Here is a 16956-nt window from a genome sequence, read left to right as displayed (position 1 = left end):
CATGATCACTGACTGGCACACACTCAACCGCGAGCCGAGCCTGCCGGGGCTGTATCTACGTGCGGCGACGCGACGCAAAATCAGCGGCACCACCCTGCCCGATGCCGGTTTGCGCTGCTGGATCAATGTCGATCCGCAACACCTGGCGGCCTATCGCAAGGTCTGCGGGTTCGCCGACGATGGTTTGCTGCCACCGACTTATCCGCACATCCTCGCGTTCGCCTTGCAGATGCAATTGCTGACCGCCAAGGACTTTCCGTTTCCGTTGCTGGGGCTGATTCATCTGAGCAATCGCATACGCATACTGCGGCCGCTGGGCGGGGTCAATCGGGTCCGGGTCAGCGTGCAAGTGCAGAACCTGCAACCCCACGCCAAGGGTGCGACCTTCGACCTGGTGACCACCCTCGACGATCAACTCGGGTCGCTGTGGGAAGCTGAAAGCCGGATGCTCTGTCGCGGCGTCAAGCTGGAGGGTGAGCCCGTCGAGCAGGTGTTGGCCTCGACACTGCCGCTGAGCGAAGTCGCGCACTGGAAAGCGCCCGCGGATATCGGCCGGCAGTACGCCAAGGTGTCCGGCGACTACAACCCGATTCACCTGAGTGCCGCCAGCGCCAAACTGTTCGGGTTTCCTTCGGCCATCGCCCATGGTTTGTGGAACAAGGCGCGCACCCTGGCCGCGCTGGCCGATCACCTGTCGACGGCGAACCTCGAGATCATGGTGCAATTCCAGAAACCGGTACGCCTGCCCAGCGAGGTGACGTTGCTCGCCAGTGCGGCGGGGTCGAGTGGCGATCTGCGCTTGATCGGCGCCGGAGAGCTGGAGCACATGACTGGGCATTGGCGGCCGCTCGCCTGACAACGTCTGAAGAAGACGCAGTGCTGGCGAAGGACGTTGCAGGGAGTCGTGTTCTACTCGCCGCCTTCGCCGGTCAGCCAGCCGTCGACAGATCGCCAGACCCAGACAGCGACATTCAGGGATAAACCAACTGAAGCCGCGGCAGTGGAAACAGGTTGTTCAACGTCTCCAACAGCCGTACGTGATAGATCGGCTTGCGAAACAGGTCCAGCACCTGCAACCGCAACATGTCACTCACGTCCTCCATGCCCGCATGCCCGGACATCACAATCACCGGCAGATGCTGGCGCGACGTATGCTCGCGCAAGCGCTTGATCAGCGACATGCCACTCTCCTCCGGCATGCGCAGGTCGGTGATGACCAATGCAATATCCGGATGGAGTGTCAAATGCTGCAACGCCAGTTTCACCGACGTCGCGGTAAAGCAAATAAAGCCTTCGCCCTCCAGCAACTCGGCCAACTCAAGTAACGCATCTTCCTCATCGTCGACCAGTAGAAGTTGCTGGCGCGAAAGCACAGGAGCGTTCATAGGAAACACCTGGAATGGGTTAGCGCTGACATTAGCGTCCGTTTTTAGGCCTGGCGACTTGCCAATACTCAACCCAGCGCAGTTTTGATTTTTCCAAAAATGGTGGTGATCGAAGTGCCCATACCAGTACTGAGTCCGGCAATCACCACCGCCACCATCGCCGCCACAATGGCGTACTCAATACCTGAAGCCCCTTCGGTATCTTTGGCCAGACTTTTATAGAAATCGATCTCGGATTTGATCTTCTGAACAACCTTGGCAACAGACATGACGTTCTCCTTGATGACCACGGGTGTTGCATCAACGCAACATGATTCCCCTATGCCAGCACCAGCATTGTCGGCATTTACCCGGTCAACAACTGTAAGAACGCATTAATACGAAAGTATTAGTCATTTGGTTGGCGTCAAAGAACCTGACATTTCACGTTAGTCGTTCACTTTTATCAGATATTTCCGTGCCGGTAATGGCATTTTGCACTAGCTGCGCTAGGGTCAAATAGCGAAATAGTTCAATGTTCATAGCTGCCTTATTGCAAATTTTTCTCGTTCTCTGATACGAAATTTTTGCGCAGCAGGAAAGGGAGAGCCGTCATGAACAGTCGTGCCATTCTGGGTCTTGCCGGACTGTCTCTGGTGGGCGCTGTCATTGCCGGTTACTGGGGCTTCACCCTGAGCCGGCAACCGGCCGCCGCCCCTGTGGTTGCACAGACCGGGATCGTCACCCCGACAGCCGCCACTCCCCAGGCAGCGGCGCCACAGGAAGAAGACACCCGCCAACCCGTCGTCGTGCTGCTGCATGACGTCGCGCCGTTCGTGCAAATCACTGCCGCCGACGTGGCCGTGGAAAAACTCCGCACCGCCCCTGCCGGCAGCCTCACCCGTCTCGATCAGGCGATCGGTCGCACGCCCTGGCGCAGCCTGCGCGCCGGAACCTGGCTCAGTGATGAAAGCTTCGAAGCCGGCAGCAAACTGGCGCGGATGATTCGTTCTGACGAACGCGCGCTCGCCGTATCCGTAGACGAAGTCATCAATGCCGGCGGCCAACTGGCACCGGGGGACTATGTCGACGTCTTGCTGTTTTTGCGCATGGACGCCATCAATCCCCAACCCTCGGCACAATTGGTGGTTCCGGCATTGCGCGTGCTGGGGGTGGGCGAACAGTTGGGCCTGACCAACGATGGCCAACCCACCAGCCCGGCCTACAGCAATGATGAAAAGCTCAAGCAGGAACAACAGCGTGCCAGCGCCCGTACCGTCCTGCTCGCCGTTCCCGCGCCGCTGTTGAGTCGCCTGCTCCTCGCCACCCAGGCCGGGGTGTTGCGCCTGGCAGTTCGCAGTGCGGATGAGAAACGCCTGGCCCGTTATTGGGCCGGTGAGAGCGATTCTGCGACCAACCTCGCCAACGCCAATCGCGAGTTGATTCAGTTCAATCAACTGGCCATGACCGCACCGCCCAAACCCGTCGTCGCCAGTGCCCCCGTCGCACCGAAAAAATCGGGCGTGGAAGTCATTCGCGGCAATGAACTCACTCAACAGACCCCCTGAATCGAGCAAGGACGCCTTTCCATGCGCAGACGAATTATTCCGTTATTCAACGGTTTGATCTGGGCCATCTTGATCGGCGGCATGCCGTTGACAGCCGCCGTCGCGGCAGGCGGCAACTGTGCCGCGCTGGGCCCGTTACCCGCCACCGTGGAAATCGGCGAAGGGCAGCAACAGGAGCTGCAATCGCCTGTTCCCATCACGCGCCTGGCCGTAGGGGACCCGAAGATCGCCGACGTTCGGGTCAATGGCAACCAGGCGTTCCTGCTCACCGGGATGGCCCCCGGCACCACCAGCCTGATGGTCTGGACCGCCTGCGCCAGTGCACCGCGCCAAAGCATGGTGTTCGTCCAGGGGCGCGCCACCGCGGCCATGACCAGGGCCGCGCGGCTGCCATCGGATGATCCGTCGCTGCCGTCACAGGTGCAGACCGACATCCGTTTCGTCGAAGTCAGCCGGACCAAACTCAAGGAAGCCAGCACCTCGATCTATGGCAAAAACTCGAATTTCCTGTTCGGCTCCCCTGGCACAGTGCCCAATACCGGGGTGACGCCCCGCGTGCTCCCGCTGCGCAACATCGATCCGCGCATCGCCACACCCAGCATTCCCCTGGCCAACGACGTGTTCAATATCGTCGCCGGTGGCGGTAACTTCCTCGCCATCATCAATGCCATGGAAAGCAGCGGCTTCGCCTACACCCTGGCACGCCCGAGCCTGGTCGCCCTCAGCGGGCAGAGTGCAAGCTTTCTCGCCGGCGGTGAAATCCCGATCCCGATTCCCAGCGCCAACAGCAACAGCTATTCCATCGAGTACAAGGAGTTCGGCATCCGCCTCACGCTCACGCCGACGGTGGTCAGCAACGATCAGATCGCCCTCAAGGTCGCCCCCGAGGTCAGCGAACTGGACTACAACAATGCCGTGACCATCGGCGGCACCACGGTGCCGGCGTTCACCATTCGCCGCACGGACACCAGCATCTCCCTGGCCGACGGCGAGAGCTTTGTCATCAGTGGTTTGATCAGCACGCAAAACGGCTCGCAAGTCAGCAAGTTTCCGGGCCTGGGTGACATTCCGATTCTCGGCGCGTTTTTCCGCAGCTCTTCGATCAGCCGTGAAGAGCGCGAGCTGCTGATGATCGTCACCCCGCACCTGGTCCAGCCGTTGGCCGCCAACGCGCAGCTGCCGTCGTTGCCCGGGGAGAAACTGCGCAACTACGACCCCAACTGGTATCGCCTGTACTTCCTCGAAAACGGCGACTTCGATAAACGCAGCGGGTTATCGCAATGAGCCAGAACCTGAGCCAGACCTTCCTCGCGATCACGCGTAACCACACTGACCTTGAGTGGCTGCAGGGCGCCCTCGCGCCGCTGGGCCAAGTGGTCAGTGCCGGCTCCGGCAGTCTCGACGAACTGCTGGCGCTGGTGGACGTGACCTTCGCCAGCCTGGTGTTCGTCGGTCTCGACCGCGAACACGTGGTGGCCCAATGCGCGTTGATCGAGGGCGCCCTGGAAGCCAAGCCGATGCTGGCGATCGTCGCCCTGGGCGACGGCATGGACAACCAGCTCGTGCTCAATGCCATGCGCGCCGGGGCGCGGGATTTCGTTTCGTATGGTTCGCGCTCCAGTGAAGTCGCCGGGCTGGTACGCCGCCTGAGCAAACGCCTTCCGGCCGTGACGCCGAGCACCCAACTGGGTGGCCTGACCGTGCTGTATGGCGTGCAGAGCAATGCCGACGGCGCGCTGCTGGCCAATCACATGGCGCAGGTGGTGCAGAAGAGCGGACAGCAAACCCTCTTGCTCGACCTGGGTCTGCCACGTGGCGACAGCCTGGCCTTGCTCGGGCTGGAGAGTTCGTTTCACTTCGGCGATGCCTTGCGGCATTTGCGCCGCCTCGACGCGACACTGATCGACAGTGCCTTCACCCGTTGCGAAGTCGGGGTGCGAATCCTCGCCTACGCCAGCCACGATGAGCCGCTGGAACACACCAGCGCCGCCGAGTTGTACATGCTGCTCAGCGCCCTGCGCCAACACTTCCAGCACATCGTGGTCAACCTCACCGGGCAACCGGACAGCGAAGCCCTGCGCACCTTCGTCAGCCATTGCGACAAGTTGTTGTGGTACACCGACCAGAACGTGCTCGACTGCCGTCGCAACCTCGAAGTGCTCAATCTGTGGCGCGAAAAAGGCATGAAGCTCGATCACGCGCGGCTGTTGGTGGATCGCTACTTGCGCGCCGTCGCGCCGGACTCCGACGCCCTGGGCAAAAGCTTCGGCATGGAGGTCATCGCCACCCTCGCCTACAGCCCTGAAGTGCGCCTGAACGCCAAGAATCAGGGCGTGACCCTGTTCGAACTGGCGCCACGGGAAGTCCTTACGCAAAGCCTGCGCACCCTCGGTGAATGCCTGGCCAAGCGTTCCGAAAACCTGGCCAAGCCCAAGTCCTGGTTCAGCCGTTTGAGAGGTGCGCAATGAGCGGCGAAAAACTGTTCGGTGTGGCGCAACGCAGCGTGGCCGGCAACACCGACCATGAAGGCCTGAAACTGGTGCTGCACCGCTACATCATCGATGCCATCGAAGAGTCGGGCAAAAACCTCCTGGAAGGATCGCGGCAGGCGCTGTCGCAATTCGTCATCGACAAAGTGGCCGAATACATCGCGCGCCTGCACCTGGCGATTTCCCGTTATGAGATGGAGCGCCTGGCCGAAGAGATCGTCGACGAGCTCACCGGTTTCGGCCCGCTGGAAGTGTTGTTGCGAGATTCGGCGGTGACCGAAATTCTGGTCAACGGCCCGCACCGGGTGTTCATCGAGCGCGACGGTTTGCTGCACCAGAGTGATTTGCGCTTCATCGATGCGCACCACGTCGAACGCGTTATCCAGCGCATTCTCGCCCCCCTGGGTCGGCGGCTCGACGAGTCGTCGCCGATGGTCGATGCGCGCCTGCCGGACGGCAGCCGGGTCAATGCGATCATTCCACCGATTGCCCTCGATGGCCCGTGCCTGTCGATCCGCAAGTTCCGCCAGGACATGCTCAACAGCACCGACCTGATGACCATGCAGACCATCGACCAGGCGATCTACGACTTCCTCAAGGAGGCCGTGGGCAAGCGCTGCAACATTCTGATCAGCGGCGGCACCGGCACCGGCAAGACCACGCTGTTGAACATTCTCAGCCAGTTGATCAATCCCCACGAACGGCTGGTGACCATCGAGGACATTGCCGAACTGCAACTGGACCACCCTCATGTGGTGCGCCTGGAGACCCGTCCGCCGAATGCCGAGGGCCACGGCGAAGTGAAGTCCAGCGACCTGATTCGCAACGCCCTGCGGATGCGCCCGGACCGCATCATCCTCGGCGAGATCCGCGGCGTTGAAGTGGTCGATGTGCTCACCGCCATGAACACCGGGCACGACGGTTCCATGAGCACCGTGCACGCCAACAATGCCCAGGATGCGCTGCTGCGCCTGGAAACCCTGGTCGGCCTGACGGGCCGCAGCATCGCCGAACGCACCTTGCGGCAAATGATCTGCGCGGCGCTGGACGTGGTGATCCAGTTGACGCGCTTGCCCGATGGCCGTCGCTGCGTCAGCGAGGTCGTGGAGGTGATCGGCATCCGTGAAGATGTGTATGTGACCAATACGCTGTTCCGCCTCGACCGTCGCAGCGGCTTCGGTTTCATGCGCGAAGCGGTCAACCCTGCCGGTGACAAACTGCGTCGCGAATCGGCGCTCTCTCCCTCGGCGTACTGAAGGTTACAGCATGCTCAAATCGCTGCTGCTCATCCTCGTTTGCCTGGCCTTGCTCGGCCTGTCGGCTCGCCTGCTTTACCGCGGGTTGCGCCAGCCCGGCACCCAGCGCGTGCTGGAGCGCCTGACCCAGGGACAACCGGAGCCGGTGGTGCAGAAATCGTCCTGGGTGGCACTGGATCGCGCCTTTTTGCGTGCAGGCCTCGGACGACCCACGGAGCGCCTGGGGCTATGGCTGACGCTTTGGGGGCTGGCGGTTTTGCTCGGGGTCGCGGCGGGCGGCTGGGTCGGTCTTTTCATTCCGTTGCTGCTGCCGCCCCTGTTTCTGCGTTTGTACATCGATTGGCGCTATCAACGCCGGCTCAAGCGCATGATCGAGCAATTGCCGACACTGCTTGACCATGCGGTGCGCAGCCTGAAGTCCGGACGCACCCTGGCCGATGCGGTACTGGGCGCCATCAACGTTGCCGAAGACCCGCTGAAAAACGCCCTGGGCCGGGTGCAACGCAGTGTGCAGTTGGGCGTCAGCCTGCCCGACGCCGCCTCGGACTTCGCCGAGCTGTACGACAAAGACGAACTGCGCCTGTTCGCCCTGGGCCTGAAGGTCAACCACCGCTACGGCGGCAACGCCAGCGAGCTGCTGGAAAACCTGATCAAGTTGATCCGCGAACGCGAGCAAGCGGCTCGTCAATTGAGCGCCATGACCGGCGAAACCCGCGTCACGGCGCTGGTACTGGCACTGCTGCCGGTCACCGTCGCCGGCTACTTTCTGATCTCCAACCCGAGGTACCTGCTCAGCATGTGGAACGACGGCTCCGGGCAATGGATGCTGGTGAGCGCGCTCGTCTTGCAGGTGTTCGGCTGTCTGGCACTGTGGCGGATGTTGCGTAGCCTATGAACCTGTCCATGTTGCTGAGCTCACTGCTGTTTCTGTTGGCATCGCTGCTGTTGTTCAGCGTCGTGCTGGAACTGCGTCGGCGTGCGCGGCAAGTGGTGCGACGACTGGACGGCAAGGCGCCGAGCGAGCCACGCTTGAGCCAGTGGCTGCTGGCCCTGGGCGCCAGTCGGCTGGGCCAGCAGTCGGTCAAACTCGATAACGAAACCCAGACACTGCTCAACGGCCTCGGCTGGCGCACCGCGCGCAAACGCGCCCTGTATGCGGCGTTCCAGGTCGGCGTGCCGGTGCTGGCACTGGCCCTGAGTGTGCTGATTCAAGAGCTGTTCTTTGCGCACGTCGCCAATCGCTGGGTCGCGCCGACGTTTGCCACCGGCATGGGCTATCTGCTGCCCAAACGCCTGCTGGCGGCGGCTGCGCAGCATCGGAAGAAAAAACTGGCGATCGAGATTTCCACCTTCATTCCGTTGCTGCGCATCCTGTTCGAATCAGGCATGGCCGTGGAGCAATCGCTGCGTGTGTTGAGCAACGACGGCAAACAGCTGATGCCAACGCTCACCCATGAACTGCGCCTGGTGTTGGCCCGGGTCGATTCCGGCCTGGAGCTGGGCGATGAACTGAACAAGGCGAGCCGCTTGCTGGGGGTGGATGAGTTCACCGACACCTGCGTGATTCTGCAACAGCTGATCCATCAGGGCGGCGGTGCGATGAAGTCGCTGCTGGCGCTCAAGCTGTTGCTCGATGACCGGCGCCTGACGCGCTTGCAGGAATACATTTCCAAGATGTCCGCCAAAATGTCCGTCGTGATGATGCTGTTCCTCTTCCCGGCGTTATTGATCGTACTGGCCGGCCCGGGCCTCACCGCCCTGACCCGGGCCTTTGCTTCCTAGAGGGATCGTGATGAAAGTAGTGATTGCCGGTTTGAGTCTGCTGTTGCTGGGCGGCTGCGCGAGCAACGGCCAGACACCCTGGAACGCCCTGACCGACTCCGCCAGTTGCGGCAAGTTGAGTTCCGAAGAACAGCTGTCGCTGAACCTTGCGGACGACATGGCCAATGACGGCAAGCTGCACGCCAGCCTGGCCAATCTGCAGAACCTGCCGGACAACCTGGCCGATGTGCGCTTGCGCAAGGCCAAGGTCTATCGACTGCTGGGCCGCAACGAAGCCGAGCCGCTGTACCGCAGCCTGCTTGGCGGCTGCAAGGCGGCCGAGGCCGAACATGGCCTGGGTCAACTTGCTGCCGCACGGGGCGACAACGGCCAGGCCCAGTCCCACCTGCAACGGGCGGCACGCCTGGCGCCCACCGACGAAAAAATCCGCAACGACCTCGGTGTGGTGTACCTCAATCAATTGCGTGTCGAAGACGCCCGGTTCGAATTCCTCACCGCCCTTGAACTCAAGCAAAACAACACATTGGCAGGCCTGAACCTGGTGACGTTGCTGATCTATCAGGACGACTGGAGCCGCGCCGCCGAACTGGTCAGCCGTCTCGGCCTGAGCCCCGCCCAGGTCACCGAGGCCCAGGCCCGCGCGCAAAGACTCAAGGCGCCAGCCAAGTCCGCCCCGACCGTCGCCGCGCAAGTCGCCGTCGCCACCGCACCCGCCCTTCAGTAGGGAGAACCCAGGATGAAACCGACCACCCTCTGCTGCCTCGGCCTGCTGGCCCTGCCCCTCACCAGCCACGCCATCGACCCCGGCCCGAACTCGCCACAACAACAGGAAACCGAAGGCTGGCTGCAACTGCAAAGCAGCAAGAACGCCGCCTCGCAAAAACTGCAAACCGCTACCGCAACCGAACGGGAACTGACGATGCAACGCTGGCTGAAAACCTATCAGCACGAGATCCCGCAGTTCTTTGATCAGGATGCGGGCGGGAAGGTGAGTAGCGGATCGGGGAATTAGTGCTGGTTGTTTGCGGTTGAGGAACGGGCGCATTCCTGTATAGCCGGCTTGCCGGCGAAGCCGTCCTTGAGTCGTGCATCGCGCTTGAGGTCCTCTTCGCTGGCAAGCCAGCTCCCACAGGGGATCGTGGTCGCCCTTCACCACTCATCAGGGCGAGCGTTTTTTGCTTACTTTTTTTAGGCGCTTGTAAAAAAGTGAGTCGCCGTAAGGGCGAAACCATAAGTCGCCGTTACCGCGGAAACGGATATGTACGCTATCCAAAAAACCGATGGCATATTCAGTGCGCCGTAACCCGCTGCCGCAACCCGGAACCGCTCGGCGAAAGCGCCAACGCCAACTGCGTCCGATTATGCATATGGGTCAACCGCAGCACCTGGGACACATACAGCTTCACCGTGTTCTCGGTGATCCCCAACTCACAGGCAATCTGATAATTGGTCAGCCCTTTGCCCACCAGCCGCGCCACATCCAGTTGCCTGGGCGACAACTGATTGAAAATCGCCGGGATCTCTACCCGATCCGCTTCGCTGACGGCCTCATCGCCCGACTCCACCGAACCCGACGAAAGCGGAGTCCGGCGAACCTTGTCCAGGTCCTGATACAGGTCCTCGATCGACTCGGACAGGTACTGCAGCTTCTGATCCAGGTGTCCCAGTTGCAGTGCCTTGTGCCGTTCCTGCAAGACCAGTTCCTGCCGCTGCAAGCCTTCGAGCAGCTCCGTCAGATCAATCGGCTTCTGGTAGTAATCGGCAAAACCGGCACGCAACGCCTTGATCACATCCTGCTTGTCCGCATGCCCGGTCAGCATGATCGCCTCGAACGCGCGGTGTTTGCCCGACAGCCGTTGCAGCTCCAGAACCAGTTGAATGCCGTCCAGACCCGGCATGTGCAAATCACAAAGCACCAGGCCGATATCAGGGTCTTCGTTGAAGCGTTCGATGGCTTGATGGCTGGACCCGCAGGCAACGGAACGGTAGCCGCGGCTCTCAAGAAATTCGCAGAGTTCTTCAACGATGAATGGCTGATCGTCGACCACAAGGACTTTTACTGCCGAGGTACGCTTGCTCACGTGCAACTCCCTGCCAGGTCAAAGGCTGACCGTACTTCCAATCACAGCTCAGGGCTGTACAACTACTGAATGAAAGTAGTCGCACTTTCCGACTCTGTAAAAAAACGAAACACAGCCAATGTCAGCAACAAGCCCACGAGCAAAAACGGCGCGAAGGGTTGTTTTTTTGACATTCCAGGCTGCAGATAGCGAAGGCGTCCTCTAAGCCTTTGACCGACATGGAGCCAGACGCTTGGCGCCAGCAGCAGCCAGCACACACTGGCCAGTCCGGCACCGATGAACACGCCCAGCACATGCCGACCATCGGTCGCCAGACCCAGGGCGGTCATGAGTTTCACATCCCCGGCGCCCAGGCGTCGTAACGCATAACCGGGCAGGGTGAATGCCAGCGCCAACAGGGCTGCCCAGCCGCCCTGCTCGGCGGGTGCTCCCACCCAGGTGGTTGCGCTCCACAGCATCCATGCCAGGGCCAACGCCCCTGCGCCAAGGGTCAAGCCATTGGCGATGTGCCGCTCCCGGGCATCCTGCGCTGCGCATAGCGTCAGCCAGATCAGTAGGACAAGGCTCTGCATCCGGTAAAAAACGTCCGTTTTGGCTGAATGATTCTATGCTGACATTACCTAGTGATGTCAGGGTAGACGCACTCATGAAAACCAGCTTCCCCCGCAAGCAAAAAGGAGCCGCAGCGATTGAGTTCGCCTTGGTCTTCGTCATCTTTTTCGGCGTGTTTTACGCGATTGTCACTTACAGCCTGCCGCTGCTGCTGATGCAGTCGTTCAACCAGTCGACGGCCGAAGCCGTGCGCCGGAGCGTGGCACTGGACCCGAATACTCCCGGTTACGAAGCCCAGTTGAAGTCCACCGCCACGCAGGAACTGACCCGGCAACTGGCGTGGATTCCTGCGGGACTGAACTTCGACGTTGCTACTGACGCCACCACCACCTATGTCGGCGGAGTCCTGAAGGTGAGCATCAACTACCCCACCACTAAATTGAATGCCGTCATTCCGTTTCTGAACCTGCCGGGAATAGGTCAAGTGCCTGATTTGCCCGCGACCCTCACCGCCAGTTCGAGCCTGCAATTTTGAGTGCCGGGGATAAACTCTTCGGGCGTTTGCTCAACCGCCACCCGCCTCCGCCCCTGGAGGCCCTGCAAGCGCCGAGCATGCCCGGTGTCGGCTTACAGATGCATCTGGACACCGAAGGTCGCGTGTTACACCTGACCGGACCGCTGCGACACGCGCTGGCCCAGCAGGTACCCGGCGCCCGGCCCCCGCATCTGCTCGACTTTTTGCTCCCGCACTGTGGCCTCGTCGTCGAAGGCTCCCCCGCCGATTGGCAGGGCCAGGCCCTGGACCTGGACTTCTACACACTCAGTGGTCAAACCCTGCACCTGCGCGGCTGGGTCCAGCCGTTGGCCGATGCCTGGCTCCTGCAATTGCTGGACATCGGCGATCTGCTGCTCGAGCGCCGGCAATCGCGGGTGAGCGAACAATGCCGATTGCTCGCGGTGCAGATTGGCGAGCAGTTGCGCCTGTGCAGCCTGACGCGCTTGCCCGAAGTCCTGTCCGATCAACTGCAAAGCCTGGCCCAGCGTTTTCACGTCCCCTGCATCGCCCTGGCATTGCTCGACGAACAAGAACAGGGCTGGCAGATTCACCAGCACTTTGCAGGCTTCGATGCGCCGCAACTGTGGCACACCGGACAGCGGCTGGGGACCGGCCTGGACAGCCTGAACGGCTCGGCACCGCAGCACCTGAACCCTGTCGAACACCCCCGTCTGCAAGTCATCTTTGGCAATGCCGAAGGGTTCGTCGTGCCGTATCACGATGCTCAAGGCGTGGCAGCCTGGTTGCTGTGTGGTTGCTATCCGGTGCAGCAACGGGCGCCCGATGTCAGCGAGCGCGATTGGCTGCAGTTCGCCTCAGCGCTCGCCGGTCCCTTGTTGGAACGCTCGCGCGAGCAACGGCACCACCTGCAAATGGAGCGCCTGGAATCACTGCAGGCTTTGCTCGGCACCGGCTGGTGGGAAGTGTTCAGCGACAGGGCCGAGGTGCAACTGGCGCCCTCGCTGGCCAACACCCTGAACCTTGCCAGCGGGCGTTTACCGCTGAACGACTGGCTCGATCAGGTGCATCCCGCCGACCGCGAAGAACTGCGCAGTCGCTTGCAAGACCTGCTGGACGAAGGCACGCCGTTACTGCTGTGCGTGCGTTCGTATCGCCCCGACGCCGCACTGCCGCCGAGCTGGTATCGCTTGCAAGGCCAGGCCCTGGGTGTCGGCCGCCATCGGCGCCTGGTGGGCTTCATGCTCGACATCAGCGACATCAAAAACCAGGAACAACACGCCGCCGCCGCGCACGCACGCCTGGACAATCTGATCGCCAGTTCGCCCGCGGTGATTTACGTGCAGCGCTATGGGGAAGGCGCGCTGCAACCGACGTTCTTCAGCGACAGCCTGCTGCCGTTGCTCGGCTGGACGCTCACCGATTGCGCCACGACTGCGTTGGTGGATCGGGTTCACCCCGAAGACCGTGATCGTTATTTCGAGCGCACCCGGCAACTGCTACGCGAAGGCTCGGTGCGCGCCCGCTATCGACTGCGTGACAGTCGTGGCGATTACCACTGGTTGCTCGATGAGGCCAAGCTTTTGCGCGATGACCTGGGACTGCCGGTGGAAGCCGTGGGCCTGTGGCTGGATGTCACCGAAGCGACCGTGGCGGCCGAACAGGTCAAGCAAAGCGAAGAGCGCTATCGGATTCTGGTGGAAGACTCCCCGGCGATGATCTGCCGATATCGCCCGGACCTGTCACTGACCTTCGGCAACCGGCCACTGGCGGCGTATCTGGAGTGCACGCCCGAGCAACTGCCGGGGCTGAACCTGGGCAACTGGATGTCGGCGCAACAGCGCGAATCCTTCCTCCAGCGCCTGACCCGCCTCAGCCCGGAGTTCCCGGTCAGCACCGCGGAAATCAACCTGCAATTGCCGGGTCGAGAGCATGCCTGGTGGGTCTGGTCGGATCGCGGGGTGTTCGACGAACAGGGCCAGTTGCAGGAGATTCAGGCCGTGGGCCGCGACAACACCGAAGTCCGGCGTTCCCAGCAGCAACTGACCCAAAGCGCAAAAATGGCCACCCTCGGCGAAATGGCCACCGGCCTGGCCCACGAAATCAACCAGCCTCTGAACGTGATGCGCATGGCGATCATCAATGTGCTCAAGCGCCTGGGCAACGGTGACGTGCAGGTCGATTACCTGACCGACAAACTCAATCGCATCGATGCGCAGGTACAGCGCGCCGCTCGGGTAGTCGATCACATGCGGGTGTTCGGCCGCCGCTCGGAGATCGAGCAACAACCGTTCAATCCGGCCCAGGCCATCGAAGGCACGCTGTCGCTGTTGGCCGAAGGCATGCGTGGCAAAGGGGTGGAACTGCGCATCAGCGAAACCGGGTTCGAGGTGCAGGTGCGCGGTTACGTCGATCAGCTCGAGCAGGTATTGATCAACCTGATGGTCAACGCCCGGGATGCATTGCTGAGCAAGCGCGAAACCCACCCCGAATTCAAACCGTGGATCGCGGTGTACGCCGAACGGGACCCGCAGTCGGTGCGCCTGTGGGTCGAGGACAACGGCGGCGGCATCGACCCGCGACTGCTGGAACGGATTTTCGAGCCGTTCTTCACCACCAAACCGGTCGGCATCGGCACCGGACTCGGCCTGTCGGTGAGCTACGGCATCGTCGAAAACATGGGGGGCAAACTGAGCGTGCGCAACTCCACCGAGGGTGCGCGGTTCTGTATCGAGTTGCCGGTTGTGCAGGAGGATCAGATCACCAGGTAGGCTTTGCCTTTCTCGCCGCAGGTCAGGTTGAAGCCGACGTCAACCTTGTTGATGTCGATCCCCAGGTTCATCAGCAGGCTGTTCACGATCGGGTCGACCAGCGGCGCCAACAGGCCACCGATGGCCGATGCCAAAAGCGCGACGACGTCGGACAGCGTCGACAGCAACGTACTCAACAAACTGCCCAACAGACTGCCGATGGTGGGCGTGTGTTGAATCAGCGTGATCCCGCCGAGCGTGCCCTTCAGACTGCCGACCACACCCGAGACCATCACCGGGTGCGTCGGGTCCGGAGACACATTGATCTCATGGGGGTTGGCAAAGGTGTAATTGGGCTCGGTGGTGCCGGCGACCGGGCTGTCGATCATGATTTCGCTGCCGCCACCGCCGAAAGGGGTTCGTGCGCCACACCCTGAGAAATTGCAGGTTTTCGAACCGATATCGACCAGCGTCAGCGGCGACAGGCTTTGAGCCGGCGACGACGATAGCCAGATGGCGTCGTCGATCTGGCCGACCTTGACCTGCACTGCGGAAATGTTGGTGGTGGCGGTGAGGCTTTTGTTGGTCGGGCTGGCGCAGGAATAGTCCGTGACGTAACTGCTGCCCGTGCCGGCTTCAATGCCCAGATCGAGGTTGAGCCCATTGGGCAGTATCTGCAGGTCGGTCTGGGTGCAATTGCCCAGGAGACAACCGGGCGCCAGCAGTGTGTTGACCAGCCCCACCACCGGGCTCAACAGCGAGTTGACCAACTGCAGCACGGCATTGATCACCGACAGGTCCACCGACACCAGGATGCGAACCTGCGCAGTGCGCACGTAGATTCTGTTCACGCCCAGCGGCGCTGCTTTCGCCAGCGCCGGGTCGCCGACCGCCGAGAATTGCGGCGGTTGAATGACCTTGATGCGGGTGGTCACGCCCGCCAGTCCCAATACATTGACTGGCAACACAGCAGTCACCGCGCTGTTCTTGTTGGCCAGTTGAACGAACCCCTGAATCAATTGAAACAACTGCACCGTAGCGTCCAGCCCTGCCGCCTGCGTTCCGGTTTGCAGCTGAAGCAAATCACCCAGTTTGATGGGCGAAGCGCTGGTGGCCGCTACCTGCAAGTTGGCCAACGCGGTGGTGACGGCCGCCGTGGCGCCGTTGAGGTTCACCACGGTGGCCGCGGCCTTGATGAACTGGGTGACGTTGCCTTGCGTGTTCAACAGTGTGGTGTAGTTGCCGGCCGACACGCCCAGTTCGATGGCGAGTTGGTCCATGAATTTGAGCAGGTTGATATCGGTCTTGACCAAGCCATCCCAGCCGCCAACGGTCAGGTTGACATTGCCCCCCAGCAGCGTCGAGAACAGCGGATTCAAGAGGCTGGACTGTGAGCTATCGACGCCCAACAGGGTGCTGCGGATGCTCAATTGCGCCAGTGAGATCTTGGGCTCGGCGGCGACGGCCGTGGCGCTGAGCCGGGTCGTGAGGCTGGCCGGCCCACCGGAGAGCAACGCGCCGATACCGGCCGCGACGCTGGTGGCCACCGTGCGGGTGGCGATGACCTGGACGGCAGCGGACTTCTTCGGGTCGGCGCTGAACGCGCGCAAGTGATCGGCGCCGATCTGCAAGGTGCCGCAACTGACGGTCAGCGTATTGTCGGCGTTGACGGTAAAACCGTTACGGGTAGCGCTTTGGGTGGCGTAAGCGGTGGCACTCGCCCCGGACAAGCAGTTGCCATCGCGGGTCACCGCCTCCAGTGCGGCGGTGTCTGCTACGCGCTGCAGTTTGCGCTGCTCCAGGTAAAGCCTGCCGCTATCGATCACCAACAGCATGAAACCCAGCGCCAGCGCCAGCGTACCGGCAGCCATCAAACCAATCGCCCCCCGTTGCCGGGCCGGACCGCGAAACTGCAAGCAGGGAGACATCGAGCACTCCTTTGCCGGCGCACTGCCGAGCGCTACCTCCGTTGGTGTGAAGCAGTGTAGACATGGCTTGGCAAGACTGCTGGCAACTCGCCAGTGCCGTCTTGCAATTATCGTGGGGGATAGTTGGAAAGTATCCGGGTGACCGTTTCGCGTATCGCGTCGCTGCGGTCCGAAGGGTTCGGTGTGCGGCTGAGTATCTGCTCGTCACTGCCGCGCCACACCAGTTTGCCGTCCTTGCCATCGAACAGATCGATCTGGAGGGTGGCGACCTTGTAGGGGACCACGCGGGTTTCGTTGTACATCGGCGCGCCCCAATAGCCGTTCCAGGGGTTGCCCCAACCGCCGCCATAGTTGGTGGTGATCTGCTGCTGGCGTTCCTCGACAATCAGGTAGGTCTGCACGTTCAAATCGCCCTTGGCGCCGGCGGCAGCCGGGCGCAGGCCACGCTGATCCAATTGATCGGTGACCGACTGGCGCACGCGCTGTTCGGTCAGGTCACTCTTGATCCGCGGGTCATCGGGGCGATATTGCAGGGCAGGTTCTTTCCAGCTCCAGCTGCGATAGGCGGAGAAGTCGCGGCTGGCGTCGTAGTCATGATTGACCTGGTTGGCGGCGCAGGCACTGAGCAGCGCGGCCACTGCCAGTAAAACGAAACGGCGGAACATGATGATT

17 protein-coding genes are annotated in these 16956 nt (G+C 61.7%); 11 read left to right on the top strand and 6 right to left on the bottom strand.

The window, feature by feature from the left end:
• Nucleotide 1: 1 nt before the first annotated feature.
• Nucleotides 2-856 carry a MaoC/PaaZ C-terminal domain-containing protein gene (locus tag JQF37_RS16090; RefSeq protein WP_204149694.1) on the top strand — a complete coding sequence of 285 codons (855 nt, stop codon included), beginning with the start codon at nt 2-4 and terminating at the stop codon, nt 854-856.
• Nucleotides 857-971: 115 nt separating this feature from the next.
• Here the strand turns inward: JQF37_RS16090 and JQF37_RS16085 are convergent, their stop codons facing one another.
• Both JQF37_RS16085 and JQF37_RS16080 read right to left on the bottom strand, forming a co-directional pair.
• Nucleotides 972-1385, bottom strand: a complete 414-nt coding sequence (locus JQF37_RS16085) for a response regulator (protein WP_130206466.1) — start codon at nt 1383-1385, stop codon at nt 972-974.
• Nucleotides 1386-1453: 68 nt separating this feature from the next.
• Nucleotides 1454-1654 (bottom strand): Flp family type IVb pilin, encoded by a 201-nt coding sequence (locus tag JQF37_RS16080; RefSeq protein ID WP_130206464.1) that lies wholly within the window; start codon nt 1652-1654, stop codon nt 1454-1456.
• A 324-nt stretch (nt 1655-1978) separates the two neighbouring features.
• Here JQF37_RS16080 and cpaB point away from each other — a divergent pair, with 324 nt between their 5' ends.
• The 8 genes from cpaB to JQF37_RS16040 are packed head-to-tail and all read left to right on the top strand — an operon-like array spanning nt 1979 to nt 9471.
• On the top strand, nt 1979-2932 hold the full coding sequence (gene cpaB / locus JQF37_RS16075; RefSeq protein WP_130206462.1) for a Flp pilus assembly protein CpaB: 954 nt from the start codon (nt 1979-1981) through the stop codon (nt 2930-2932).
• Nucleotides 2933-2953: 21 nt separating this feature from the next.
• Entirely contained in the window at nt 2954-4216 is a 1263-nt protein-coding gene (locus JQF37_RS16070) for a type II and III secretion system protein family protein (RefSeq protein ID WP_130206460.1), read from the top strand.
• Nucleotides 4213-5400 carry a pilus assembly protein gene (locus JQF37_RS16065; RefSeq protein WP_130206458.1) on the top strand — a complete coding sequence of 396 codons (1188 nt, stop codon included), beginning with the start codon at nt 4213-4215 and terminating at the stop codon, nt 5398-5400. Before JQF37_RS16070 ends, JQF37_RS16065 begins: the two co-directional genes overlap by 4 nt.
• The gene (locus JQF37_RS16060) at nt 5397-6677 is read left to right on the top strand and encodes a CpaF family protein (RefSeq protein ID WP_130206456.1); all 1281 of its coding nucleotides are present in this window, start codon (nt 5397-5399) and stop codon (nt 6675-6677) included. Before JQF37_RS16065 ends, JQF37_RS16060 begins: the two co-directional genes overlap by 4 nt.
• A 10-nt stretch (nt 6678-6687) precedes the next feature.
• Nucleotides 6688-7572 (top strand): type II secretion system F family protein, encoded by an 885-nt coding sequence (locus JQF37_RS16055; RefSeq protein ID WP_130206454.1) that lies wholly within the window; start codon nt 6688-6690, stop codon nt 7570-7572.
• Nucleotides 7569-8459, top strand: coding sequence for a type II secretion system F family protein (locus tag JQF37_RS16050; protein WP_130206452.1), 891 nt, complete (start codon nt 7569-7571; stop codon nt 8457-8459). Before JQF37_RS16055 ends, JQF37_RS16050 begins: the two co-directional genes overlap by 4 nt.
• A gap of 10 nt (nt 8460-8469) precedes the next feature.
• Entirely contained in the window at nt 8470-9183 is a 714-nt protein-coding gene (locus JQF37_RS16045; protein ID WP_130206450.1) for a tetratricopeptide repeat protein, read from the top strand.
• 12 nt (nt 9184-9195) lie between these two features.
• Complete coding sequence (locus JQF37_RS16040) at nt 9196-9471, top strand: DUF3613 domain-containing protein (protein ID WP_130206448.1); 276 nt, start codon at nt 9196-9198, stop codon at nt 9469-9471.
• A gap of 277 nt (nt 9472-9748) precedes the next feature.
• Here the strand turns inward: JQF37_RS16040 and JQF37_RS16035 are convergent, their stop codons facing one another.
• Nucleotides 9749-10540, bottom strand: coding sequence for a response regulator transcription factor (locus JQF37_RS16035; protein ID WP_130206446.1), 792 nt, complete (start codon nt 10538-10540; stop codon nt 9749-9751).
• 62 nt (nt 10541-10602) lie between these two features.
• Nucleotides 10603-11112: an A24 family peptidase gene (locus JQF37_RS16030; protein WP_130206444.1), complete on the bottom strand. Its 510-nt coding sequence runs from the start codon at nt 11110-11112 to the stop codon at nt 10603-10605.
• Nucleotides 11113-11186: 74 nt separating this feature from the next.
• Between JQF37_RS16030 and JQF37_RS16025 the strand changes: the two genes are divergently transcribed.
• The gene (locus tag JQF37_RS16025) at nt 11187-11627 is read left to right on the top strand and encodes a TadE/TadG family type IV pilus assembly protein (RefSeq protein ID WP_130206442.1); all 441 of its coding nucleotides are present in this window, start codon (nt 11187-11189) and stop codon (nt 11625-11627) included.
• Nucleotides 11624-14377 (top strand): ATP-binding protein, encoded by a 2754-nt coding sequence (locus JQF37_RS16020; RefSeq protein WP_130206440.1) that lies wholly within the window; start codon nt 11624-11626, stop codon nt 14375-14377. The genes JQF37_RS16025 and JQF37_RS16020 overlap by 4 nt, the downstream gene beginning before the upstream one ends.
• Here the strand turns inward: JQF37_RS16020 and JQF37_RS16015 are convergent.
• Nucleotides 14362-16284 carry a pilus assembly protein TadG-related protein gene (locus JQF37_RS16015; protein ID WP_130206438.1) on the bottom strand — a complete coding sequence of 641 codons (1923 nt, stop codon included), beginning with the start codon at nt 16282-16284 and terminating at the stop codon, nt 14362-14364. The genes JQF37_RS16020 and JQF37_RS16015 overlap by 16 nt on opposite strands.
• A gap of 107 nt (nt 16285-16391) precedes the next feature.
• Nucleotides 16392-16949 (bottom strand): DUF4136 domain-containing protein, encoded by a 558-nt coding sequence (locus tag JQF37_RS16010; RefSeq protein ID WP_130206436.1) that lies wholly within the window; start codon nt 16947-16949, stop codon nt 16392-16394.
• Nucleotides 16950-16956 lie beyond the last annotated feature (7 nt).

This window comes from Pseudomonas sp. MIL9, assembly GCF_016887925.1.
GTDB lineage: Bacteria > Pseudomonadota > Gammaproteobacteria > Pseudomonadales > Pseudomonadaceae > Aquipseudomonas > Aquipseudomonas mohnii.
The sequence above is the reverse complement of the archived record's forward strand: the minus strand, read 5'-3'. Positions and strand labels throughout refer to the sequence as shown.